Raw genomic sequence first — 24,144 nt, 5'->3', positions numbered from 1 at the left:
TCTTCTGCGGCCCGCATAGACGGGCCGGCGTCTCAGTTGAAATCGCCGATCGTTCCGGTTTGAAAGATAATCACCGGTTCGCCTTCCTCACCAATAGCTGGCGATGCCTCGCGCTTCCAGACCACCACGCCGGCATGTCGATCGCCGAGTTTGCGGGCCTCATCGATCGCAGCCGTCTCGTCTTGTGCTTCCCTTACCGCGAACGCCGGAACTGTCTGCCCTCTCTCATCGAGATCGAAGGCGAGGACGAAGATAGATTTGAACGCTCCGGGCATCAGTTTTCATTCCTTGATATGGCTTTGGACGCGGGCACGCTCTCTTTGATCGCGACCGGAAACAACGGCGTCTCGATCTTCCGCAAATATCGCGGAGGATTCATGCTGCCAGGGTCCATCGAGGTATTTCCACAGATCAACACCTGTAATCTCGATTGTGTATGGCTGAAACTCCGCACGAAGCTCTTGATACAGCCGGTCGGCCCGGTCCTTCGATACCTTGTTCTGGATCGTGATATGCGGTTGCCATTTCTGCATGTCCTGCGGGCCGAGCCATGGAAGGAAGGCCTCCTTCAACCGGGCTCGCACATCCTGAAGCGCGGCACTGTCGATCGTGAAGGCGACGCCCGCACCGAGATGGCGGACGCCGCTGACCTCGGCTTTGATCGATGACCCTGCCTCAGTGACCTGTCTGAGATGCTCGACGATCCCGTCGGTATATTCGCCCGGCAACCGATGAAACATCGTCAGATGCGCATCGAGAAAATTCCGGTCGGGCGGGAAATGGGTTTTCCGCAACAGATCGAAAGGTGCTTTGTCCGCTTGCGCGATACGGGCTGTCAGGATCAGCGGTTGAAGCGTCTTCACGGCGATGAACCTTCGGGCCAGGTTGCGAACGGGTCTTCGAAGCCGAGATCTGGGATGCGGGCCCTCAATATCAATCCTTCAGTTGCGCGAACCAGTCGGCATAGGGCGTGTTCTTGGCCATATGCCGGTTGAGATCCGGCTCGCCGTCATCCCACCAGACAGGGCCGCGTTCGCCAAGCTGAACCTTGGCATCGTCGACCCGCCGGCGCGCTTCGGCCATCGCGTCGGGTTTGCCTTTCGCATCGCGGACGGCCCGGCGTGCCGACATCAGGTCCGAGACCAGCTCCTGACGCGTCTCGGCGTCCAGTGCCGGGTTGCTTCGACGCCAGAGCCTGCCGCGGACGACGAAGTATTTGCCGTCGGGTGTATCCGGATACGTCTCGCTCATCGTCCAACCCCGGTTTTCGCCATACCGATTACAGGAGCGTTCCCTGCGGAGGGTCAACGACGGGCGGCTGTGGTTGTTCACCGCGGCGCGTCAATTCGGCGCGGGCGGTGAAGCGGATATCAATATCCCGGTCTTCCGCGAGGTCCCGAAGCGCATCTTCGCTGATTCGGTCCCAGGTCTTGCCGCGATCCGCGCCTGACGGCACGCGCGGCAGCAGACCCGGCTCGCTGCTCCAGGCCAGGAGTTCTTCGAGTGATGCCTCGTTGAGGAGGTCGCGCAGGTGGTGCGCCGTGACATAGGCATCAGGCATGGCGCGATGCGCCGGCAGGCCGATCTCGTGGACCAGACCTTCGGGCATGCGCAGGTAGCGCAGCATCTGGTTGGAGAACCGCGGCAGTTCGGGCCAGACCCGCAGGCTGCATTTCCAGGTGCAGATCCAGGGCAGGCCGCCCGTTAGCCGCGGTGTACAGTATCGCTGTTCGAAGGCGGCGCGATGGGCGGCAAGCGCTTCGATCCGGTGCGGGGGACGCAGGACAGTCGGTGCGATATCCTTCCAGAACGGCGCGTCGGCGACATGGCTGTCGAGGATATGATGGATCGCGATCGTGTCGGGCGACATCGGACGGCCGGGATTGGCCAGAAGCGCACCGCGGTCCTCGTTAATCTGCCATCTTCCGTCTGCCCCTAGGGTGACATCCTGCCAGCCGATCTCGCAGACGTCGTTCGGTCCGTTGCCGCCGGTCTCGAGGTCGATGACGCGGATGGTGGGATTGCTCATGTCGAAGTCCTTGTCGACGCTTATTGGCCGCGCTCTTTGTGTGCTTGTCGATTATAAATCGAGACCGAGCTGCGGTTGTTCCACGTCATCCGGCCCGGCGCCGACCAACGAAGAGAGGGATACGCCCAGCAGCCTCACCGAACGCCGGAAAGGGTAGACGGTAGCCAGGAGCCCGGATGCCGCCGCCAGCACTTCCGCGACGCTTGCATAGGGGAGGGACGCCGTGCGGCTGCGGGTCGCCTGGGTGAAGTCGGAATATTTGATCTTCACGGTGACCGTCTTTCCCGAAATGCGATGCGCTTCGCAGTGGCGCCAGACCTTTTCGGCGAGCGGCTTCAGTTCGGCCGTGGCGAGGTCGAGGGCGTCTATATCCTCGACGAACGTATCTTCGGCGCCGACGGATTTGCGGATGCGGTCGGGACGCACCTGGCGCTCGTCGATGCCGCGTGCGATGCCGTAGAAATAGGGTCCGGATTTGCCAAAACTTTCGGCGAGAAACTGCAGCGACTTCGACTTGAGGTCGGCACCGGTCTCGATGCCGTATTTTTTCATCCGCTCGGCAGTCGCCGGCCCGACGCCGTGGAATTTCTTGACAGGCAGCGATTCCACGAAGCCCGGACCGTTCTTTGGCGTGATCACGGCCTGGCCGTTCGGCTTGTTGAGGTCGCTTGCCATCTTGGCGAGGAATTTTTCAGCACAAAATCGCTGTAAATTACATCCCTTAAGTCTCTGTGAACACTAATCAAATATCAGCTTTGATGTCAATAGCTGTAAATAATATTTCGTTTTCTCGGGCGCGAGGTTGGAGGCTCGCCGACGTCAGGCACGACGGTAATTCGGCCGGTCCGTGGAGCGAACCGAAACTCGGAGCGGACCGGCCGAATGAATTGCTTGGCGCGTATTGGACAAATTCAACGCTCGGAAGCGGTAACGTGCAGCAGCAATTTCTGCTCTGAACGCCAGAGACTTTGAACACGATCTCGCGGCGTCGCCCAACGGATTGTCAAAGTGGAATAGGTGGCTCGCCCTCAAAAGTGTCAAATGTCCCTAAGGTGTTCACCAGTTGATCGCGGGAACATCCCAGGGAAGCGGCGATTTTGCAATTGTTGCAATCGCGTGGTGGTAATTTCGGGCCGCGCAGTGGGGCGCGGCCCGAAATCTTATTTCACCTGTGTTACAGTGAGCTTTCCGTTCACCCGCTCGGCCACAAATTGGACCTTCGCACCTTCTTTCAGCTTTGCGAGCAGTGCGTCGTCCTTCACTTCAAAGACCATTGTCATTGCAGGCATTTCTAGCCCTTTCAGCTCCTCATGGATAAGCGTGACCTTTTTGGTCTTCGCATCGAGCTTCTTGACGGTGCCGTTCGTAAACTCCTGTGCGAACGCACCGGACGCAGAAGCGACCGCGAGTGCTACGGCAAGCGCGATTTTGGTAAAGGTTTTCATATTGGGTTCCTTTTCTTTTATTTTGCGACAGCGACGTCGCCATGCATCCCGGCGTCGTAGTGACCGGGAACGAGGCAGGCGATCTTAAAGACGCCGTCGTTCGTGAATTTCCAGACGATCTCTCCAGACTTGCCCGCCTTGAGGCGGATTGCGTTTGGATCATCGTGTTCCATCTCAGGAAACTTCTCCATCACGGCTTTGTGCTCCATGACCTTGTCTTCCTGGTCGAGGACGAATTCGTGATCTAGTTCGCCTTCGTTTTTGATAGTGAAGCGGACGGTCTGGCCTTTCCGGACTTTGAAGTTGTTAGGGCTGAAGATCATCTTCCCGTCGGGCGTCTCCTTCATGCTGACGCGGATCGTCTGGGTGACCTTGGATTTGTCACCAGCTTCGCCAACGACCATGGCTTCGCCGTGGCCGCCAGCGTGGCTACCGGAAGCGAGAACCGGAGTCGCGAGGGAGGCCAGAAGTAGGCCGAAAATAGCTGTCTTCATTGTTGTAGTCCTTCTTTCTACTGAGGTGGAATCAGCCGTGGTCCGAATGTTTCGGAGACAGCTTAGTTTTGGAGTCTTTGGCCTTGGGCGCGTCGGGAAGACTTCCCGTCCACTCCCAGGCCTGCGTGCCCGGAGGGTTTTCATACCAACCGGGGTCGCTGTAATCGCCCGCCGAGATACCCTCGCGGACCTTCACAACGGAGAACATGCCGCCCATTTCGATGGGGCCGTGCGGACCCCAGCCTGTCATCATTGGAACGGTGTTCTCCGGGATTTCCATCGACATTTCACCCATATCCGCCATACCGGCGGTACCCATGGGCATGTACTCGGGACGGAACTGTCGAATCTTCTTGGCCACTTCCTTCTTGTCGACGCCGATAAAAGTAGGAATTTCGTGGCCCATGGCGTTCATCGTATGGTGGGACTTGTGGCAGTGAATGGCCCAGTCGCCGACATACTTCGCATCGAACTCGTAGGCACGCATTGCGCCGACCGGGATGTCGATGCTGACCTCGGGCCACCGAGCCTCTGGCCGCACCCATCCCCCATCGGTGCAGGTGACCTCAAAGTCGTAGCCGTGCATGTGGATCGGATGGTTCGTCATCGTCAGGTTGCCGACGCGGACACGCACCCTGTCATCCTTGGAAACCACCAGCGGATCGATTCCTGGAAACACGCGGCTGTTCCATGTCCACAGGTTGAAGTCTGTCATTTCCATGACGCGCGGGACATAAGTGCCAGGGTCGATGTCATACCCACTGAGGAGAAAGACGAAGTCCCGGTCCACGGGCATGAACGTCGGGTCCTTTGGGTGGACCACGAAGAAGCCCATCATGCCCATCGCCATCTGCACCATCTCGTCCGAATGCGGGTGGTACATGAAGGTACCAGACTTCACGAGGTCGAACTCATAGACGAAGGTCTTTCCGACAGGGATATGCGGCTGCGACAGCCCGCCAACGCCGTCCATACCAGATGGCAGGATCATGCCGTGCCAGTGGATGGTCGTATGCTCCGGAAGTTTATTGGTGACGAAGATGCGTACGCGGTCACCTTCAACCGCCTCGATGGTGGGCCCCGGAGACTGGCCGTTATAACCCCAAAGATAGGCAGTCATTCCTTCTGCCATCTCGCGTTCAACCGGCTCAGCAACAAGGTGAAATTCCTTGACGCCGTTGTTCATCCGGAAAGGTGCGGTCCAGCCATTCAATGTAACGACCGGATTGTAATCAGGACCAACTGAAGGCTTCACAGGCTTCTGTGTTGTAGGGGACTCCATGACTGCCGCTTCCGGCAGGCCCATGTTTGAGGTTTGACTCCATGTTTGGGAGGAGACGAGGGCGGCACTGGCTGCGCCCGCTCCGAGTAACTGTCGTCTGCTAAACATCGTGTTTCCTTTCTTAGTCCGCATCAGCCGACGCGACTTCGGTCTCTTCTGCTTCTGAAGATTTGCTGCCGCCGTAGATCACGGGGGCTAGATTTGCTTCAGCCAGCCAGAAGTCCCGTTTTGCGTTGACGGCGAGGATGGTGGATTCAATCTTCTCTCTGGTGTCCGAGATCAGCTCAAACGTGCTGGTAATCATGCCGTTGTAGCTGCGCATCGATTGCTCTTCGATTGCGTTGCGCAGCGGCAGGACGCTGTTGCGGTAATGGCGGGCGATGTCGTAGTTCGATTTGTACGACACGTAAGCGGAGCGGGCTTCCGAACGCACGTTGACTGCCAGCTCCGCGAGCTGGTTGGCTGCTCGCATGTAGGCAAGTTCGCCTTTACGAAGACGAGCTTGGCCGGAGTCGAAGATCGGGATCGTGAATTCTAGGCCACCTGTGCGAGTGGTCTCGGAAACAACTTTCCCATCTTCTCGTTCACGCTCCTTCTCCCATGTGCCGACCAACTCGATATCCGTCACAATGCGGGTGACGTCCTCCAGCTTGTAGGATTGCGCCGTGGCCTGAAGTTCCAGTCGAGCCACCTGGAGGTCCATCCGTTTGCGAATAGCTTCCGCTTCGATGTCGTCCCGCTTGATCAGTGCCTTAGGCAGGTTGGGCAAGCGGTTTGGAATCTGGAAGTCGATATCGGAGCCTGAGAGACCCATCAACCGGACGAGTTCTTCTTTGGCCAGCTTTGCTTCAAGCCGTGCTTTTGCGGTCTCCCCCGTCAGCTCGGCATAAAAGACATGCTCGCGGGCCTGATCTGCTTTCGGTAAGGACCCAGCTTCGCCAATTTTCTTTGCAAGGTCAGATGCAGCGTCTGCCGCCACCTTAGCCTGGTTAAGGTAGCCGACATTTTCCCAGGCGGAGACGGCCGTGATCCAGGCACGGCGAGTTTCCGATGCCAGGGAGATGGTTTCCAGTGCTGCCGTTAGCTGAGCCTGGCGGAAGCGGGTTTCCGCAAGCTTGATGTTCTTGTCGTACGTCGCCAGTGCTAGAATGTTGGCGGCGATAGCTCCCTCGATAACGCGGTAAGCTTCGAGCCCCGGACTTCCGATGCCCGTTAAGCCAACCGAGAAAGTCGGGAAGACGGACAGCTGAGTTTGCCAGACATCTGCGGCGCTTTCGCCAAGCTCCGAGTAAGCAGCTTGAAGGCCCTTATTGTTAAGCAAAGCTACTTGCACGGCGGTCTCGACGTCGATGGTCTTTTTTGCCATCAGCGACTTCACCCGAGATCGCACGGCCTCGGCTTGCTGCCGGTTTTGAACCCAAACCGTCTGTTTTCCGGTCGCCTCGTTGCTTTTGAGCGATGCATTGGTGAACCCAGCATCTTTGGCAGCATAGTCTGTCGTGACGCAACCTGCTGCAATCAGCGGGAGAACGACGGCTGAAATGAACTTGGTATGACGCATTGTCATCATGATCATCCCTTCTTCGGAGCTTGGGCGTCGTTGAGACCACGCCAAGGCTTCGGATCAACGGGCATACGATGCGTGTAGCCGCCGATAGGGCTCTGGTACCGAACAGGCCTGACGGACAAGGTGTCAGGGTTGTCGTTCGAAGCCACGACTTCGGGCAATGTGGAAGCGCATCCGCTGACGACGAGCGGCAAGGCAACCACCAGGAACAAAAGTTTCATGATGAAAATCCGAGAATAAGAATGCGATTGTGCCGCCGCGCGTAGTCGCGCAAAGGCACAGCAAGCCCCGCCGTGCGGGTGCTAGTTCTCAGATATTAGGAGGACGATGAAGGCTCGGTGCTTGACCAACAGTCTCCGTGTCGTCAATGAATTCGCGGATCGCGACGACTATCGGGTGGGGCATCAAGGAACCCGGGCAAGTTATTGCGGCCACGCCACAATAATCCTGACAGCAAGAGGTTTTGGACTTTTCAGGCTTGCTATGGTCGTGCTGGTCACCGTGAGCCCCTGCGTCACTTACGGTGACGTGATCATCACTATGATCTGACGAATGTTCATCCGATTGCGAGACGTTAACAGACGCATCTGGATGCATCGCGGCGTTGACGGCAGAAAAGCTGTATCCAGCCAGTGACAGAACCATCACCAGTCTTACCAGCAGTGCCAACACTCTAGATGTGATTCGATACATCCCGCCCATGCCCAATAGGATTGCCAGTGCCTTCAAGGTTGTCAATCGTTGCCATCTTCCACCACGAATTCGCGTCCTTTGTGTGGCTTTGCCACAACGCTTTCTGGTTGTAGGTCAGCGGCCCGCTGCTCTGAGCACAGCGGACTCGACTTGTTCAACCGTTACAGCCGGACCCGGCCTCTATCGATGCTTCGGCTAGATGTTTTAGGCCCTTCTGCCCGGTAGGCTTGTTCGTGCTCCGCCCAGGCCGTCTGCGCTATGACCAGGGACAGGACCTTTACCATGGTACCAGCGGCGGTTTTGATGCGTGTTGTCAGCATTTCAGTAAGCCTTGCTTCTACTAAGTGTCGGGTTCGATTCTGCGAGATCAACGATTCTTACTAGATTTTCGAAGGTCTTCCGCAGGATCGATCACAGACACCGTGCCGTATCTCGTGTTGGTGCGCTTGACCAAACCGTTACCCAGAACCTCGAACGTTACTGCGTCGGACTTCGCGTTTGCTGTATCGCCGGGTTTACCGTGGCCCTGAACAATTTTGTCGACATCCGACGCTCGTGCGCTGATCGGACCGTTGGCGGATGCTGTGGAGGTGGCTGCAGCAAGGGCAGCTAAAGCGATGGCGAGTTGAAACTTCATGATCTTTTCCTCGATGTAAGCTGCGGAGGTGCAGCATGAGGAAGTTAGATCGTGGGATTGTCAGCTACCTTTCCCGTACTTTACATTTTTGTAAACTTGGAAGGGAGCAGTCGCCGCAACAAAGCCGGAATTGATGCCTTCGGGTTTCCTGTAGCAAATCATTTGGACGCGGCATGAAAATCCTTCTTATTGAAGACGACGAGAAGACTGGCGCATACATCTCAAAGGGAATGACGTCAGCGGGCCATGTAGTGGATTGGCTTCGGGACGGAAGAGACGGCCTAAGTGCTGGTTTCGACGCTTCTTATGATGTCGTGGTGGTTGATCGGATGATACCCGGGCTGGACGGGCTGACAATGGTGAAGAGCCTTCGTGCCGCCTCGATCCGTACGCCTGTCCTCTTCCTCACCGCGATGAGTGGGGTTGATGATCGCGTTGAAGGCCTGGAGGCCGGGGGTGATGACTATCTGGTCAAGCCATTTGCTTTCTCTGAGCTTACGGCGCGAATCAATGCGTTGGTAAGGCGACCACCGATTGCCACTGAGAAGACCAAACTGCGGGTTGGCGACCTTGAGATCGACCTCGTGAGGCGCATTGCGGACCGAGCTGGAACTCCGCTCGATCTGCTGCCGCGCGAGTTTGCCCTCTTGGAACTTCTCATGCGGAACGAGGGCAGGGTGCTGACCAAGACAATGCTGTTGGAGAAAATCTGGAACTTCAACTTTGACCCCCAAAGCTCTGTGGTCGAAACCCATGTCAGCAGGTTGCGGGCAAAGATCGACCGACCCTTTGGTTTCCCCTTGCTACATACCGTCCGCAATACAGGTTATTCCCTACATGCGCGAAGGTAGCTTCTTTAAAAGCACAGCAGCTCGGCTGGCGGTCATCTATATCTGCCTTTTCGTGGTTTCCTATCTCGGCGCGAACGTGATTGCCTACCAGATGGTGCTGGCCTACCTGGATGGCCGCCTAAACTCCAACGTGATGGAGCGGTATCGGGAGATTGAAACTGCTTATCAAACCCGAGGGATGCCTGGGGCAGTGGATATGATCAACAGTCATGGCCCCGCAATTCGGGGTCAGGAGACAATCTATACGCTCAGGAACCCGGCAGGCAGTCTGATCGCTGGGAACACTTCGCTCGGCGGCGTTCCTGATGGGTACTCTGTCATGAGTCCCCGGGACCAATTTGACAAAGACACCAACTATAAACTGTTTCGCGGGGAGATCGGCGACAGCGATCTGATTGTCGGTATCAGTTATAGCGACACCGATCAGCTCGCGCGTATAGTGCTCATGAGCTTCGGATGGACAACAGCCATCGTCTTCGCAGTCGGTTTGGGTGGTGCGGCGGTGCTGTCATATCGAACCCGCCGTCGAATATCTGTCTTGTCACAGACCGCCCATGCGATTGGCCACGGTGAACTTTCCAAAAGACTTCCGGTTTCAGCGCGGATGGATGAGATTGATGTGCTGTCCACACAGGTCAATGTGGCGCTGACGCGGTTGGAGACGAGTGTTTCGGCTTTGAAGCAAGTGACCATCGATATCGCCCATGATCTCAAGACGCCCATCGGCCGAACGTTTTTGATGCTCGACGATGCGCTACAGTCTCCAGACCTTGAGCAGATGCAGAGCGCGGTGAGTACCGCGCTAGGGGAATTAGGTGAAATCGCGAAGACATTCGATGCTCTTCTGCGGATCGCGCAGATCGAGTCGCGTAGCCGATTGGCTCATTTTGCCGCCGTCGATCTGAGCGTTGTCGCCAAGGACATCTGCGAAACGTATGAGGCGATTGCGCAGGATGACGGCTATCAATTGTACTGGCACGAAGAGCCAGCTGATACAAAAATCGAGGGTGATCCAGATTTATTGCGTCAGCTTTTGGCAAACCTCTTGTCGAACGCCATGCGTCACACTCCGAAAGGCTCACGCATTGACGTTTCGGTGATCCGACAGCGCGAAAGTATCATCCTGACGGTTCAGGACAATGGTCCCGGCATACCGGAGCAGGAGAGTTCGCGGGTTTTCGACAGGTTCTATCGTCTAGAGAAAAGCAGGACCACGGCAGGCTCAGGGTTGGGTCTGAGCCTGGCCAAAGCAATATGCGATCTTCACGATGCGGAAATCCAGCTTCTCGAAAATCATCCTGGGCTCAAGGTTATCATGACCTTTAAGCCTCGCGTTGATTGACCTCTTCACGGGTTGCCAAAGCGGCCGAAGTCGAAGGACGCGGTAGCGGCAACCGGTTTTGACGACCCTTCTGCAGGGTATCCGGTCGGATAGGTTGAACTGAGCGTGGTGGTGGCGCTGCGGCCCGCGCTGGGCGCGACAAAGGCAGACGCTACCGTACTATGTGTAACGGCGGGTGCCGTAACCACCTTGGGTGTATCTGACATCTCGTTCATGCTCAGAGCAGCCGAGGTAGTAACCGCCATTGTCACGGTAGATCGAGGGTTCGCAGACGGAATAGGGATACCGGCATTGTGGTCAGAAGCGTCCGTAACACGTCCTTCCAGACGGACTAAAAGCTGTCAGAGTGGGGCTTGCCATCGGACGAGTCGTGGGGACTGGAGCCTTAAATCCTGGATTTTGCTCCACCGATACTACCGCCCGTGGCGCATCCGTGTGCCTCGACGCTGCTGCGACCCCTCTCAGCCGTTGATGTCGCAATGGGAACCTTCAACGATCTGTGGTGTTCCCGATTGGAAAGGAGCAGCAATATGACCTACATGCACCGTTTCCGGACCGTCATCGGAGTTTTTGCATCAGTTCTGGTCCTGGTAAACATGATAGCGATCTTACCTGCGAGCGCATCGCCATCGCGGCCGTGTATTGCCGTTGATGGATTCATCGCGGATCATCCCAAGCAATCTAATGCTTCTGGCAATTGTTGCAGCGATATGCATTGCTGCCCGATGCTATCGTACCAGCCTGACCCGATGGTACCAATGGCCGTGAAGTTCCAGGCAGTGGCAATGGAAAGCGCAGAGCAAGCGCTCCTCCTCGTGAATCCGATTGATCCTCCTCCACGCGTTGTTGCGAGATGAAGAGGATTTCTTTCAACACATCACAACAAGGATTTTTAGCGATGAGAACGCTTATCAAGATGTCGCTCGCAGCTTTCGCAATCTCTTCTGCCACCGCTGCCCTGTCTGGCACTGCTTCAGCTCAGATGGCTTACCCCGACAAATGTAAATCAGAGATGCCCATGTCCGGCGATATGGCCATGCAAGGTCACAACATGGCGATGGCCGACATGACCGACTATCAAAAAGAATCGATGGACGGCATGAAGGCTATGAACATGAACATGATGCAGGGTATGATGAAAAAGGACGCCGATGTGTCCTTCGCCTGCGGGATGATCGCCCACCACATGGGGGCCATCAGTATGGCCCAAGTCGAGTTGAAACACGGGGATAACGACGAGACAAAGGCCAAGGCTCAGAAGATCATCGACGACCAGACCAAGGAGATCAAGGAACTGACCGCCTGGGTCGAGAAGGAGGCCAAGTGATGCACCACATGTCCTCCGAGATGAAGGCCTGCGTCGACAACTGCCTCGCGTGCTACAGCGAATGCTTGTCGATGGCCATGGGACACTGCCTGGAGATGGGTGGCAAGCATACTGAGCCAAAGCATCTTAAACTGATGATGGCTTGTGCGGAAATGTGCAGAACTTCAGCGCATTTCATGCTGATAGGCTCAGAGCATCATAAGCACACCTGCCGTGAGTGCGCAGAGATATGCCGCCAGTGCGCGGAAGACTGCGAACGCGTTGGCGACATGCAAGGTTGTGTCGACGCGTGCCGCAAGTGTGCCGAGAGCTGCGAAAAGATGGCGGCCTGATACCGAGTAGGGGGCGCTTAGCGCCTCCTACGTCTTGAACCGCCATAGGGATTGCTAGGTCCAGGCCGCTACGGCCGTTCCAGGGCTGAAAAAAATTCAGTGCCGGAAAGGCGAGCGCGTCAAGTCATCAAGCCGCCTACTGGACCGTCGATTTTCGCGCTTCGGCGGAAAAACAGATTATTGCGACCACTGTTCGCCAACCTTCCCTAAGGCACACTGAAACACCACCATGCGCTTTGACAGCGCGGAGGTCACCTATGACAATGTCCTACTGGCGTTTTGCCGCAATGATCGCGGCATCAACCATCGTCATGTATCTGATGATGTATTTAAACACCTACGCTTGGGAGCATGTGTATTGGAGCGAAACAAGGGCCTGGATGGCTCTGATGATGGGTTCAGTCATGGCCGTCATAATGCTGGCCTTCATGCTCGGCATGTATAGGAACAAGGCCCTCAACATGATCGTTTTCGGTGGAGCAATCGCTGTAGCCGCCGCGTCACTGTGGCTCGTCCGAAGCCAGGTCACTGTTGACGACGTCGACTACATGCGTGCGATGATACCGCATCATTCCATCGCGATCATGACGAGCACGCGAGCGCAAATTTCCGATCCTCGTGTCCGCAAGTTGGCCGATGGAATTATCGAGGCGCAGGTACGGGAAATTTCAGAGATGAAAACCCTCATCGCTGATTTGAATCGCCGAAATTAACCCAGCGTCACCTAAAGGCATCGACAGCCTACCAGCCGAAGACAGCCTGCCTCCTCGTGAAGACGAGGCAGAGCATAACGGAGCTGCGGCACCGCTTTCGCGAGATTTCTCTCATGAAGCTGGCGACGTGCGCCGGGGAATAATTGCTGTCTCGCCCTTGTTCAACGTAAGCGGTGTTTCACTCCCACGTTGACAGCAAATGCTTGATCGGTGTTGAGCATCTACAGCCAACATGGCAAAGCAGTTACGTGCCGATTGCGGTCACTTGCAGCGTTGGGAGAGGAGCATCAAATTGCAGGATGACGACACCAACCCTAGCCTAGCTCGTGGTCTTTTCAGACTCGGCGTCCTCTTTGGATGTGTCGCTTTGATCCTGTTCTTCTTTTGGGAAACCTACAGTTCAAGCGCCGCCCTCAGCCGCCTATCAGCGGCGGCAAGCAACTTCTCCTATACAGAAAAGTGTGATGCCAATGGAAACCCGACGACTACGGGCGAACCAAATTGCATCGACCTTGGTCGCTACCTGTTTATTTATGGCCCTGTGATGAAGGCCTTTCGAAGAGCGTGCTCAGGGAGTGACGATGGCGCTGGCGTCGTAATCCTGGAGAAAAACAAAGCGCCAAGGATTGAAATCCACCGGGTGGAAAAGGCCTTCAGGTTTCGATCTCGCAATGGCGCGAGTGTTCCTTGCCTGCCACCCAATACGACGTCGTAAGAAAAATCGTCTTTTGTCTTGGTGGGAGGTGCGGTTGGCCCAAGTGCATTGTTGCGGTCAGGCTATCCCACTTGAGGCCGAAAATTCCACGGTAAAAGCTCACCAATTCGACTCTGCTTGTGGCCACTGACGATGGCAGCGAGCACGGTGGTCAGATAGGCCAGGGGATCGATAGCATTGAGCTTGCAGGTTTCGATGAGCGAGGCGACGGTCGCCCAGTTCTCCGCACCAGCATCATGACCTGCAAAGAGAGCATTCTTCCTGTTCAAGGCAATCGGCCGGATGGTTCGCTCGACGCTATTGTTGTCGATCTCGATACGGCCGTCGGTCAGGAAGAGCCTCAAACCATCCCAGTATTTGGCAATGTAGGCCAAAGCCTCGCCGAGCGGGGACTTTGTACCCACGCGGGCGCGGTGATGGATGAGCCACGCCTGCATGTCGGTGACGAGTGGCGCTGACCGCTCCTGCCGTCCTGCGAGGCGAGCCTCCGGATCAAGGCCTCGTAGCTCGACCTCGATCTGATACAGTTCGCTGATGCGTTTGACGCCGTCCTCGGCAATAGGTGCTGCTCCGTTGCGGGTGATCTCCACCAACTTGCGACGGGCGTGTGCCCAACAATAGGCAAGCCGAATGTCTAGGCCAATTCGCTCTGGCGCGATCAGCCTGTTGTATCCGGCATAGCCGTCGACCTGCAGGATGCCGGAGAAACCCTGCAGTATCCGCTCGGCATGAAGGCCCCCGCGACCAGGCGCATAGGTGAAGGCCACGCCCGGTGGAGCACCGCCGCCCCAAGGGCGATCATCCCGCGCCAGCGCCCAGAAGTATCCAGTCTTCGTCTTGCGGGAGCCGGGATCGAGAACCGGGGCACGGGTCTCGTCCATGAACAGCTTGGTCGAGCGCTTCAGGTCGGCGATCAACGCATCGAAGACAGGCCGCAGTTCATAGGCTGCCCGACCGACCCAATCGGCCAGCGTGGAGCGGTCGAGATCGATCCCTTGGCGGCTCATGATCTGGGCCTGCCGATAAAGCGGAAGGTGATCGGCATATTTGGAGACCAGCACATGGGCGACGGTCGCTTCCGTCGGCAACCCCGCCTGGATCAGGCGAGCCGGAGCTGGGGCCTGAAGGACGCCATCTGTGCAGGCTCGGCATGCATATTTGGGGCGACGCGTGACAATGACGCGGAACTGTGCGGGGACGACGTCCAACCGTTCGGAGACATCCTCCCCGATGCAATGCAGGCAACCGCCGCAGGTGCAGATCAGGCTTTCTGGCTCGATCACCTCCTCGACACGCGGAAGATGCTTTGGAAGGGAGCCACGATTGATCGCGCGTGGCTTGGTGGTCCTGGTCCCGGCAGGAGTGTCCGCCTCGTCTTCGGCATGGATCGCCGCCATGGCCGTTTCCAGGTCTTCCAGTGCCAGATCGAATTGGTCGGGATGGGTCTTCTCGGACTTGCGCCCGAAGGCTGCCTGCCTGAATGCTGCGACGAGCTTCTCAAGCCGCTCGATCCGCTTGTCCTTGCGAGCGATATGTTCGTCCTTACTGGTTATCGCGACATCCTTGGCCGCCTCGCGGGCCTGCGCCGCGATCAGCATCGCCTTCAGGGCGGCAACATCATCGGGAAGGTCGGCGGCATCAAGCATAGTCGGAACCTACCAAATCCCAAGCCGAATTGCCTTTGGAATTTGGGGTGCTGAGTCATCGTGCCGCAGCTATTCGATGGCCTCCGGTGTTCTCGTCTGGACGGCATGAACCCGCCGCCAATCAAGGCCCGCGAACAGGGCTTCGAACTGGGCATGGGTCAGCGTCATCAATCCATCTTTGATGCCGGGCCAGGTGAAGCTGTGCTCTTCCAGCCGTTTGTAGGCCATGACGATCCCAGAGCCATCCCAGTAGATCAGCTTCAGCCGATCCGCCTTGCGTGACCGGAACACGAAGACAGTTCCGGTGAACGGGTCCTTGTGCAGTTCGTTCTTCACCAGCGCCGCCAGTCCGTCATGCCCCTTGCGGAAGTCTACGGGTTTGGTCGCCACCATGATCCTGACGCGGTTCGACGGGAAGATCATGCCGCTGCCGCCAGGGCGCGAGCAATGGCAGCGATCCTGGCAGCAGACGCACCTTCCTCAAGACGGATCGTCACCGGACCGACGATAATCTCTGCGCGTGTCGCGGCCTTGACCGTCAGCGGCTCAGGCGACGGCGGCTCGACAACCATGGCCGCGAACTCTACCGCATCCTCCGGTGCTGGCAGGATTAGCTTGCCCTGCCGTGCCATCGTCCGCCAGGTGGAAAGGCTGTTGGCTCGTAATCCATAGCGCTGCGCAACTTCATTGACTGTCGTGCCGGGCCTCAAGCTCTCCGACACGATCCGCGCCTTGACCTCATCAGGCCAATGTCGGTGAACCTCACGTCCGGTCTTGCCGGTTGTGAGAAACTCCAATGTAGTCTCCATGGAGAAACTCCCGTTCTTCATCCATGGAACGTCGATCACATATCAGGCGACGGCGGACAATGTGGGGGCAGAACACCGGTTACTGTTCAACTATTCCACGTCGGTATCACGGGTTTTCTAGCGCTGCTGCGTCAAGGTTTGGGGCCATGTCCATCACGCCCGCCATAACCGTGCAAAAGCTGCAGGAGTGGCAAGCAACAAGCAGAAGATAGGGACGTAGCCCGAGCGCGTCCGCCTAGTGCTCTTGTAGTATGAAGAAGATGGCGATGACTGCCACCGACGCCGCGACGAGGAGGCATGTTCGCATTTGCCATCAGAGCTTTATGCTCCTGAGCCTAAGGGAATTGCCGATCACGCTCACAGAGGACAAAGCCATGGCTGCGGCGGCAATGATCGGCGAAAGCAGGATACCAAACGTAGGATAAAGCAGACCGGCGGCAACTGGGATGCCTGCAGCGTTGTATATGAACGCAAAGAATAGGTTTTGCCGGATGTTAGCCATTGTCGCCCGACTCAGCTGACGCGCTCGCACAATGCCCTGTAGGTCGCCCTTGAGCAGGGTGACGCCTGCACTTTCGATAGCTACGTCAGTCCCTGTGCCCATGGCAATACCGACGTCGGCGGCGGCGAGGGCAGGGGCGTCGTTAACGCCGTCCCCGGCCATGGCGACGATCTTGCCTTCGCTCCTGAGCCTCGATACGATCTTGCTCTTGTCTTCAGGTAGAACCTCGGCTTCCACCTCTGAAATTCCTAGCCTCCGTGCAACCGCGTGGGCTGTCGTCTTGTTGTCGCCGGTCAGCATGACGACCCTGATGCCTTCCGAAACGAGCGCCTTCACGGCCTCGGGTGTCGTTGCTTTAACTGGGTCGGCGATGGCAAATAGCCCTGCTAGTTGACCATCAGATGCCATGAAGATGACCGTTGCCCCTTCGTCGCGCATGTCCTCAGCCTTGGCAGTCATCGCGGATATGTCGACGTGGCTTTCTTCCATGATCCGATGGCTCCCCAGGATCAGCGTCTTGCCGTTGACGGTTCCGGTCACGCCCTTGCCCACCGGGCTGTCGAAATCCTGGACGTCACCGAGTTGAATGTCCCGTTCGGCAGCGGCATTGACAATGGCGAGCGCAAGAGGATGCTCGCTCGCACGCTCAATTGATGCCGCCGCCTGCAACAGCTCAGACTCCGACAGGCCTTCCGTCGGTACTATGGCGGTGACCTTTGGTCGACCTTCAGTAAGGGTGCCGGTCTTGTCGACGACCAACGTGTCGACTTTTTCGAAGCGCTCCAAGGCCTCAGCATTTTTGATCAGGACCCCCAGCTTCGCACCTCGGCCGACGCCGACCATAATGGACATCGGTGTTGCTAGTCCGAGGGCGCAAGGGCAGGCGATAATCAGAACGGCGACTGCAGCAACCAGCCCATGTGCGAATTTCGGTTCCGGACCGATGAAAAACCATATGAAAAAGGACAGGATGGCGGCGGCGATTACTACGGGCACGAACCACCCGGAAACCTCGTCAGCCAACCGCTGTATCGGTGCGCGGGAGCGTTGGGCTTCAGCTACCATTTTCACGATCTGAGAAAGCATCGTGTCTTTGCCGACTTTGCCCGCCTCCATGATGAAACCGCCCGTCTGGTTCATCGTGCCGCCGATTAGCCTTGAACCGACTTCCTTGGTCACGGGCATCGATTCGCCGGTAATCATTGACTCATCGACGGAGCTACGGCCCTCCAACAACGAACCGTCGACTGGGACCTTTTCACCAGGGCGAACGCGCAGCCGGTTTCCGACGCTAACGTCGTCGAGAGTGACGTCCTCGTCGGTACCATCATCCTTTACCCGTCGTGCTGTCTTGGGTGCGAGATCAAGGAGGGCGCGTATTGCGCCACCCGTCTGCTCTCGTGCTCGGAGTTCCAGGACTTGGCCGAGGAGCACGAGAACAGTGATCACGGCGGCAGCCTCGAAATAGACAGCTACCGCACCCTCGCCGGATCGGAACGTTTCAGGAAAAATGCCAGGTGTGAGCGTCGCGACCACGCTGTATATCCACGCTACGCCCGTGCCCATTGCGATGAGCGTGAACATGTTCAGGTGACGGTTGACGAGCGACTGCCACGCGCGTTCGAAGAACGGCCAGCCAGCCCAAAGTACAACGGGTGTCGCAAGCACCATTTGAACCCAGTTCGAGGTTTGCGGCCGAATGAGCATATGGAGGTTGGTCAGGTGCCCGCCCATCTCCAGTGCGAGAACTGGGAGCGAAAGTACAAGACCAATCCAGAAGCGGCGGGTCATGTCGACGAATTCAGCGCTCGGTCCGTCTACAACGACAGGCGTTTCGGGCTCCAGGGTCATCCCACATATCGGGCAGTTGCCTGGGCCGATTTGTCGAACCTGTGGATGCATGGGGCACGTATAGACAACACCCTCTCCGGTAACCGGCGCTACCCCTATCGAAGCTGCGGCATCGCTACGGTGATGGTGATCACCATGATCATGATTATGTTGATGATGAGAGTGCCCGTGGTTCTCGTTGGTCATGTAATCCTCCTCGAATCCCGCCACTGTAGGTGATGGAGTCACTCATTTCCGCATCCTGGTGCAGCTCATTCTTCTCAAATGTTGCAAGTACATCATCGTCTGCCTTTGATGAGAGATGCCGCATGCAGGTCTATCGCCCTTGATGTCCGTCAACTTGCCAAAGGCGTGTCAATCTGTGCGCCCTACAACAGTGGGAAGGTCAAGCGTTATGTTTTGTAACTGAACGATATAAAAGCTGGTATGCACGTTCATTTAGAACCGTTCGGTGTTAAAGCCGAACGTGACTTCACGGGTCCAACATTGGACAAGATTTGCCCGCGATTTGGAGATAGGAACAGCCATTGTCCTGTTGAGCATGGCCAGACAGATGATCACTGCCGTACCTGCCACGCGGAAAAGCTTCACAGGAACGGAAGCGTACCCAAAACTGCTTGATCTCGCAGTCGATGACATTCTTGAACGATGCAGCAGAGTAATGGACTGGTGAACCACCTAAAAGCCCAACCTGGAGCCCCACTTCCCCACCGGCAAATCGCCTTTCGGCTAAGATTCTTCGGGGCCATTATAGCGTTTACTGGCCCGTTCATGTTCATGTCTGTCGCGGCGGGGCTCGACGAAACTGTGGCTATTCGCCAGCGGGAGATGAAGGAGATCGCGGCAGCTACCAAGATCATTGCTGACGTGTTCAAATTTCCAGAAAAATATTCCTCTCAGGACTTCAAGCAGGCGGCCAGAGCAATTAGTAATCGTGCCGGTCAACGGCTCGTCGAAAATTTCGACATGGTCACGACAGCCGACGGTTCGAAGGCTACTGAAGCGATAGGTGGGGCTCGTGACCGCTTCGATGATCTCGCGCAAGACCTGAAGACCTACGCGGACAGACTGGCGACGGCAGCTGACGAGCATCCAGACAAGATGACCGAAGATATGCGGATGACCGACAAGGAGCCAATGGGCGGAGGGCCACTGGGGACCCGAATGAGGAGTGAGGCATCTGTTTCCTCGATGTCAGCAGAGCACTCGTTTCACCTGATGTTGCAGACCTGTACAGCCTGTCATTCCCGTTTTCGCCGGAGTAACTGAAGTCGAACGCATCGACTGCTGATGCTGCCCTGACCGCCATCGCCGCCGCCGGGACATCCGCCACAGGAGCAACTTGTTTTGCTGCTCAGTATCTCGCCGACCTCACTTCCAGTGATCGCAGCGTGTGAGCCGAGACCGCTGCGCACATCCGCCTGCTCACCTTGAAGCGATAGAGCACACCATTATGAAAATTATTGCGTCTTCGACAGCACCCAGTCTCGAAGACGGAGAAATGTTCTCTCGACGCAAAACCACAGGATGGCTGCGACTATGAAGCTTGTCGTCCAATATGCAATAAAGCCGAAGGTGCCTTGCAAATGCTGCTCCCCAATAACCAGGCGCAGGACATGGAACACCGACTTATGGGTAAGGTATAGGCTGTACGAAAGGGTGGCGATCAAAGCTGTTCCGGGCGGGGTCCAGCGGCTTAAGGACCGCTCTAAATCCAGCATCGCGCAAAACAATAGGGCGATCCCGCCAGAGATGAGCGGGAACCCAGCTACTGTCCCAAGGTGGGCCTGAAACACCGGAAAGACACCTGCACCTCCTAAAGGCCCACGGCTCGTGAAGCAAAGCAGCGCTGCGATCACTAGAGCCAGTCCCAAAGGAAGAGTCGCTTTGGGCGCTAGGTATCTTCGGCAGACTTCTGGTTTGAAGAAACGAGCCGCCGCCAGCACCACTCCAAACAACAGCCCATCCAAACGCGTGTAGGTCGGGTAATAAAGTTCACGAAGGTATGTCGCAAAAGCCGGACGGAACTGTCCTTCGCTCACCAGTCCACCGATCTGAGCGTCCCAGATCACGTAACGCAGCACGATCCCGACCACTGTCAGCATTGTCGCAAGAGTGAGGACCCAACTCGTGCGGACCCGCCGGTAAAGGAGAAAGATCAACAACGGCAAGAGGAGATAGAACTGTTCTTCAACAGCAAGCGTCCATGCCTGGGAAAAGGCGTTGCCTTCTCTCGGGTCGAAGCCGAGGTTTACAGTGAAGGTGGCAAACTTCGAAATGGGCTGCATAGTCGGCGCGTCGCGCAGGATCGGAAAGGCGGCGTATAGCGCGAGGACGACAAAGAAAGCAGGGAATATTCGGAAGGCTCGGCGGAGGTAGAACGCCCTGAAATCGACAGTCCCCGTTCGCGTGATTTCTTTGAACAGTTGTGTGCCGATCAGGTACCCGCTGAGCACGAAAAAGACGTCGACACCGAGCCACGCATATTCGCGGATCGACACGAGCGCGTTTGGCGTTGCATTTAGCGGTAGATGAACCAGCATGACGAGTAAAATCGCCATCGAGCGCAGAATGTCAGGACCCGATTGGCGCTCGCTCGCTGTGCCAACGGCTGCTCTTCCGCCCAAAGCGATTGTACTACCTTGCGTGCTGTCGGTGCTGGCAAATACCGTCATTGGGCCACATCCCGTGATTTTCGTGAACAGGTGCCGTCAAGTTACCGATCAAGCTGTTCGAGGGAAGTCGCTAAACAAAAAGTCGCCAAAAAGCGTAAATTAAATGTAAAAGTAGAACTATCTTGTGCACCGCATGAAGCTGTTGATGCCGCATTCGCTAGCGGTGAACTACCCTCACCCGAATTCGAATCCACGTCCCGTCGAGTGCACCTTGGGACATGGACGTCTGGCGGTGATAAATGATTGGTCGGTCTAATTGGGATGTCAATCGTCGGGCCCGTCGCTTGAACTAATCCTGGAGCCGTAGGTGCGTTGACTGTTAACTGGCAGCCTCCAATTCAGCCAAGCAATTCTGACAACGCCAGGTTGCCTGTTGAGTGAGACTCAGCTTACTCTCCATCGACGATGGTAGGGGAGAGCTAAATGTCCGGTGGTGGTCCAAGTTCAGAGCGTGAGCCCTTTAGGCCGGTGCCGACGAAAGTGCCTCCTACCTCGACTGGAGATGGGGGTGGCGGCGGTGGAGGCGGCTCGCTTGGCGAATGCGCCTTTACCGAAATCACCATTCTCAGCTCCCCTGATCCAGCAGTCGTTGCTGGTCTGTCGGTCGGAGATGTCCTAGCCGTGGTGATGGAAACGCAACCGGTTCCCAGGCTCATTGTGATGACCGGAGGCCACCGTATAGCGGGTTCCATTACGTCGGCGAAGCTTCTCGACATGATGGAGTGTATCCGACGGGGTTACAACTACGCTGCCACGGTTAGAGATATCGCTGGAGGCAGGGTAACGGTCGAGATTCATCCCGCATGATTTCAGTTGATGTCGTCGGAGGTGTTTACACCGAGAGATGCGCTTTCCCGTACTGGGATGAGCTACTAGGTTCCGCAGGACGAGCAGCGCTGGCTCTCAGTGAGAAGGGCGTTGCCCTGCGGCTCCACACACTGCTTGCGCCTAAGGAAAGGAGGTTGGCAGACGCGATCTTCATTCCAAGGGGAATTGAAGTATCGGCTGGAGATCGTGATGCGCCGATCAGCTTCGACTATGTGCATTGCCTGTCGGTACCCATTATCACACCGAGGCGCAGCGACGGCACATTTAGTGGCGTGATCGCCGGAGACATCCTCATCAAGTTCGGCATGCTAGAGACCGATCCCTGCGTCCAAGCAAATTGGTGCGTTTACGATCCTCAGTCCGCGTTCTCGCCAAGGTTTTTCACCGCCTCGGGTTCGACGGCGTCTCATTTGGCCGTCATCACAAACAAATCTGAAATCTTGAAGATGACGTCGTTGCAAGACGTTGATGACGCGGTCCAGCAGGTCTTCCAAACCGACAAGGCAGACCTGGTCGTCGTTAAGGACGGTCTCAATGGCGCGACGGTCTACGCTTCAGGGACGAGACACGCGATTCCAGCCTTCAAGACCAACAGTGTCTTTACAATTGGCTCTGGAGACGTATTCGTCGCCGCCTTTACATTGGCTTGGGCAGTTCAACGCCGTTCACCACAAGAGGCAGCGACTTACGCCTCCCTGGCAACCGCCGAATACGTCGAATCCAGAAATCTGCCAATACCTTTGCCGGAGGCTATTCAGAATAAGCATCGTGAACCAGTGAAACTGGCCGGTGGTAACATCTATCTGGCTGGCCCATTCCGAGAGGTTGGTCAGCGGATGCTGATCGATGACGCATTGGACCACCTTTCGGCGCTGAAGATGAAGGTCTTCAGTCCGATCCACGATATTGGCCCAGGAGAGGCCGAGGTGGTGGTTGAGAAGGACCTCGATGCCATCCGCCAGTGCGACGCAGTCTTTGCGATCTTGAACGGGAGCAGTCCAGGGACGGTCTTTGAGGTGGGTTTTGCAAGAGCGCTCGACAAGCCAGTGTTCTGCGTCGCCCAAAACCTGCGGCATGGCGACTTGAAACTGCCTCGCGGATCGGGCGCTTACATGCACGACGACTACGTCAGTGTGCTTTTCCAAATTGCGTGGCGATCAACATGAAACGAGCGCTACTTCTCTCCGGTGGAATGGACTCAACGTCCATCGCATTTTGGCGACCGCCCGATCTGGCGATAACCATCGATTATGGTCAGCGGCCTGCGGCTGGTGAGCTTCGCGCGGCCTCCGCCATTTGTCAGGCCGTGGGCATCCCACATGAAGTCATCTCATGTGACCTGTCTCTGCTCGGGAGTGGCGATTTGGCCGGTTCGGAACCGAATGCCAATGCTCCTGCCAGCGAGTGGTGGCCATACAGGAACCAGATGCTCGTCACCTTAGCAGCGATGGTATGCGCCAAGCATGGAATGGAATGTTTGGAGATCGGAGCCCTTCGCACAGACGGCTTTCACGTCGATGGACGCGTAGAGTTCATTGAGACCTTGAGCAGCTTGCTTGCAATGCAGGAAGGAAGCCTAAGGCTTTCAGCGCCAGCCGTTCACCTTTCTGCCGAAGAGTTGGTCGTCGAGTCGAAGATACCGATGGAATTGCTCGCCTGGTCGCACTCCTGCCATGTCAGCGACTACGCCTGCGGTACATGCCGTGGATGCGAAAAACATTATCGTACGATGAAGGCTCTTGGCCATGAGCCATGGTGATCCAAGGCCGAAGGCGAGCCAGCAGTTCGCAACCCGTCCATGGCCATTCACCTCCATTCGGGTGGTGGAGTTTGTGCACCAGCAGCCGTGGCAGAGCGACACCAAATTCGGCGATGTTCTGACAGGAAGGCGCTCATCGCGAGCAATTACGGCCGCTGCCACGCCCGCCGTCGCTTCCATTGTTCGCGAGACGCTTTCGAAAAGGTTTTTAGCGGCAGAGCGAGCCCAAAAGGTTGTCCTGTCGGCCGGGGCTCTTCACCCGCTACGTTGTGTGTTCCTTCGCTCGGTTTCGGATGTCATGGTCTATGACGATGACAATGACCTGTTCATGCATGTCGCTGCTTTTGATGAAGAGGCGTTGAGAGGGTTTATCAATGATTGCCGGGCGGTGCTGCCGGACTGCGACGGGCATTGGTTGCTGCTGATTGCGGACCGTGGCAAGACGGCTCAGGCCTACGACAATCCTGAGTCCCTGCTATGGCGAGATGCGGGGGCAGTGCTCCAGGCGATGGCATTGATCTGTGAGGCAGCAGGCCTTGCCTTCTGCCCGCTAGGCCTTCTCGGGCAGCAAGGCGTAGATGCGCTGCTGCAGGATCAATCGAACTTCTTGGCGGTTGGGGTTGCTGCTGTAGGTAGGAAGGGCTGAG

At 56.8% G+C, this 24,144-nt stretch carries 26 protein-coding genes and 1 pseudogene; 10 read left to right on the top strand and 17 right to left on the bottom strand.

The window, feature by feature from the left end:
* Window positions 1-32 precede the first annotated feature (32 nt).
* The 12 genes and pseudogenes from ACQY1P_RS17875 to ACQY1P_RS17820 all read right to left on the bottom strand — a co-directional run bounded on the left by ACQY1P_RS17875 (window position 33) and on the right by ACQY1P_RS17820 (window position 8,147).
* Window positions 33-275 (bottom strand): hypothetical protein, encoded by a 243-nt coding sequence (locus ACQY1P_RS17875; RefSeq protein ID WP_192086110.1) that lies wholly within the window; start codon window positions 273-275, stop codon window positions 33-35.
* Between the two features lie 6 nt (window positions 276-281).
* Window positions 282-863 (bottom strand): 2'-5' RNA ligase family protein, encoded by a 582-nt coding sequence (locus tag ACQY1P_RS17870; RefSeq protein WP_430254729.1) that lies wholly within the window; start codon window positions 861-863, stop codon window positions 282-284.
* Window positions 864-933: 70 nt separating this feature from the next.
* Window positions 934-1,251 carry a hypothetical protein gene (locus ACQY1P_RS17865; protein ID WP_092660009.1) on the bottom strand — a complete coding sequence of 106 codons (318 nt, stop codon included), beginning with the start codon at window positions 1,249-1,251 and terminating at the stop codon, window positions 934-936.
* A gap of 28 nt (window positions 1,252-1,279) precedes the next feature.
* A complete protein-coding gene (locus ACQY1P_RS17860) occupies window positions 1,280-2,029 on the bottom strand; it encodes a DNA polymerase III subunit epsilon (RefSeq protein ID WP_430254727.1) in 750 nt (249 codons plus the stop codon).
* A gap of 51 nt (window positions 2,030-2,080) precedes the next feature.
* Window positions 2,081-2,719 (bottom strand): annotated as a pseudogene (locus ACQY1P_RS17855) (DNA polymerase thumb domain-containing protein); the annotation flags it as partial.
* A 470-nt stretch (window positions 2,720-3,189) separates the two neighbouring features.
* Window positions 3,190-3,474 (bottom strand): copper-binding protein, encoded by a 285-nt coding sequence (locus tag ACQY1P_RS17850; RefSeq protein WP_430254725.1) that lies wholly within the window; start codon window positions 3,472-3,474, stop codon window positions 3,190-3,192.
* Window positions 3,475-3,491: 17 nt separating this feature from the next.
* Window positions 3,492-3,968: a plastocyanin/azurin family copper-binding protein gene (locus ACQY1P_RS17845; RefSeq protein WP_325262896.1), complete on the bottom strand. Its 477-nt coding sequence runs from the start codon at window positions 3,966-3,968 to the stop codon at window positions 3,492-3,494.
* Window positions 3,969-3,999: 31 nt separating this feature from the next.
* A complete protein-coding gene (locus ACQY1P_RS17840; RefSeq protein WP_430254723.1) occupies window positions 4,000-5,358 on the bottom strand; it encodes a multicopper oxidase family protein in 1,359 nt (452 codons plus the stop codon).
* 13 nt (window positions 5,359-5,371) lie between these two features.
* On the bottom strand, window positions 5,372-6,817 hold the full coding sequence (locus ACQY1P_RS17835; RefSeq protein WP_430256727.1) for a TolC family protein: 1,446 nt from the start codon (window positions 6,815-6,817) through the stop codon (window positions 5,372-5,374).
* 5 nt (window positions 6,818-6,822) lie between these two features.
* Window positions 6,823-7,038, bottom strand: coding sequence for a hypothetical protein (locus tag ACQY1P_RS17830; protein WP_233741723.1), 216 nt, complete (start codon window positions 7,036-7,038; stop codon window positions 6,823-6,825).
* An 88-nt stretch (window positions 7,039-7,126) separates the two neighbouring features.
* Window positions 7,127-7,555: a hypothetical protein gene (locus tag ACQY1P_RS17825; protein WP_430254721.1), complete on the bottom strand. Its 429-nt coding sequence runs from the start codon at window positions 7,553-7,555 to the stop codon at window positions 7,127-7,129.
* A 322-nt stretch (window positions 7,556-7,877) separates the two neighbouring features.
* Window positions 7,878-8,147: a hypothetical protein gene (locus tag ACQY1P_RS17820; RefSeq protein WP_430254719.1), complete on the bottom strand. Its 270-nt coding sequence runs from the start codon at window positions 8,145-8,147 to the stop codon at window positions 7,878-7,880.
* 173 nt (window positions 8,148-8,320) lie between these two features.
* Between ACQY1P_RS17820 and ACQY1P_RS17815 the strand changes: the two genes are divergently transcribed.
* From ACQY1P_RS17815 to ACQY1P_RS17790, 6 genes are all read left to right on the top strand, one after another.
* Window positions 8,321-8,998 (top strand): winged helix-turn-helix domain-containing protein, encoded by a 678-nt coding sequence (locus tag ACQY1P_RS17815; RefSeq protein ID WP_233741726.1) that lies wholly within the window; start codon window positions 8,321-8,323, stop codon window positions 8,996-8,998.
* Window positions 8,985-10,340 carry a sensor histidine kinase gene (locus ACQY1P_RS17810; protein WP_430254717.1) on the top strand — a complete coding sequence of 452 codons (1,356 nt, stop codon included), beginning with the start codon at window positions 8,985-8,987 and terminating at the stop codon, window positions 10,338-10,340. Before ACQY1P_RS17815 ends, ACQY1P_RS17810 begins: the two co-directional genes overlap by 14 nt.
* Before the next feature lie 898 nt (window positions 10,341-11,238).
* Window positions 11,239-11,667 carry a DUF305 domain-containing protein gene (locus ACQY1P_RS17805; RefSeq protein ID WP_430254715.1) on the top strand — a complete coding sequence of 143 codons (429 nt, stop codon included), beginning with the start codon at window positions 11,239-11,241 and terminating at the stop codon, window positions 11,665-11,667.
* Window positions 11,667-11,999 carry a four-helix bundle copper-binding protein gene (locus ACQY1P_RS17800; protein ID WP_430254714.1) on the top strand — a complete coding sequence of 111 codons (333 nt, stop codon included), beginning with the start codon at window positions 11,667-11,669 and terminating at the stop codon, window positions 11,997-11,999. The genes ACQY1P_RS17805 and ACQY1P_RS17800 overlap by 1 nt, the downstream gene beginning before the upstream one ends.
* A gap of 257 nt (window positions 12,000-12,256) precedes the next feature.
* Window positions 12,257-12,712: a DUF305 domain-containing protein gene (locus ACQY1P_RS17795; protein ID WP_430254712.1), complete on the top strand. Its 456-nt coding sequence runs from the start codon at window positions 12,257-12,259 to the stop codon at window positions 12,710-12,712.
* Window positions 12,713-13,004: 292 nt separating this feature from the next.
* Window positions 13,005-13,427, top strand: a complete 423-nt coding sequence (locus tag ACQY1P_RS17790) for a hypothetical protein (RefSeq protein WP_430254710.1) — start codon at window positions 13,005-13,007, stop codon at window positions 13,425-13,427.
* 62 nt (window positions 13,428-13,489) lie between these two features.
* Here ACQY1P_RS17790 and tnpC read toward each other — a convergent pair whose 3' ends face one another.
* The 4 genes from tnpC to ACQY1P_RS17770 form a co-directional block, all read right to left on the bottom strand.
* Window positions 13,490-15,073 carry an IS66 family transposase gene (gene tnpC, locus ACQY1P_RS17785; RefSeq protein ID WP_430254708.1) on the bottom strand — a complete coding sequence of 528 codons (1,584 nt, stop codon included), beginning with the start codon at window positions 15,071-15,073 and terminating at the stop codon, window positions 13,490-13,492.
* Between the two features lie 69 nt (window positions 15,074-15,142).
* Entirely contained in the window at window positions 15,143-15,496 is a 354-nt protein-coding gene (gene tnpB / locus ACQY1P_RS17780; RefSeq protein ID WP_052637679.1) for an IS66 family insertion sequence element accessory protein TnpB, read from the bottom strand.
* Complete coding sequence (gene tnpA, locus ACQY1P_RS17775) at window positions 15,493-15,882, bottom strand: IS66-like element accessory protein TnpA (protein WP_430254706.1); 390 nt, start codon at window positions 15,880-15,882, stop codon at window positions 15,493-15,495. The genes tnpB and tnpA overlap by 4 nt, the downstream gene beginning before the upstream one ends.
* Window positions 15,883-16,195: 313 nt before the next feature.
* On the bottom strand, window positions 16,196-18,421 hold the full coding sequence (locus ACQY1P_RS17770) for a copper-transporting P-type ATPase (RefSeq protein ID WP_430254704.1): 2,226 nt from the start codon (window positions 18,419-18,421) through the stop codon (window positions 16,196-16,198).
* Window positions 18,422-19,006: 585 nt separating this feature from the next.
* On the opposite strand from ACQY1P_RS17770, the gene ACQY1P_RS17765 reads away from it, so the two are divergent.
* Entirely contained in the window at window positions 19,007-19,504 is a 498-nt protein-coding gene (locus ACQY1P_RS17765) for a cytochrome c (RefSeq protein ID WP_430254702.1), read from the top strand.
* 191 nt (window positions 19,505-19,695) lie between these two features.
* On the opposite strand, the gene ACQY1P_RS17760 is transcribed toward ACQY1P_RS17765, so the two are convergent.
* Complete coding sequence (locus ACQY1P_RS17760; RefSeq protein WP_430254700.1) at window positions 19,696-20,910, bottom strand: acyltransferase family protein; 1,215 nt, start codon at window positions 20,908-20,910, stop codon at window positions 19,696-19,698.
* A 962-nt stretch (window positions 20,911-21,872) separates the two neighbouring features.
* Between ACQY1P_RS17760 and ACQY1P_RS17755 the strand changes: the two genes are divergently transcribed.
* From ACQY1P_RS17755 to ACQY1P_RS17745, 3 genes are read left to right on the top strand one after another with little or no spacing between them, the layout of a single operon-like run.
* A complete protein-coding gene (locus ACQY1P_RS17755) occupies window positions 21,873-22,904 on the top strand; it encodes a PfkB family carbohydrate kinase (protein WP_430254698.1) in 1,032 nt (343 codons plus the stop codon).
* Complete coding sequence (locus tag ACQY1P_RS17750) at window positions 22,901-23,497, top strand: 7-cyano-7-deazaguanine synthase (protein WP_430254696.1); 597 nt, start codon at window positions 22,901-22,903, stop codon at window positions 23,495-23,497. Before ACQY1P_RS17755 ends, ACQY1P_RS17750 begins: the two co-directional genes overlap by 4 nt.
* The gene (locus ACQY1P_RS17745; protein WP_430254694.1) at window positions 23,484-24,143 is read left to right on the top strand and encodes a hypothetical protein; all 660 of its coding nucleotides are present in this window, start codon (window positions 23,484-23,486) and stop codon (window positions 24,141-24,143) included. Before ACQY1P_RS17750 ends, ACQY1P_RS17745 begins: the two co-directional genes overlap by 14 nt.
* Window position 24,144: the final 1 nt, after the last annotated feature.

It is taken from the genome of Neorhizobium sp. DAR64872/K0K18, assembly GCF_050500175.1.
GTDB lineage: Bacteria > Pseudomonadota > Alphaproteobacteria > Rhizobiales > Rhizobiaceae > Neorhizobium > Neorhizobium soli.
This window is presented reverse-complemented; position numbering and strand designations above follow the sequence as displayed.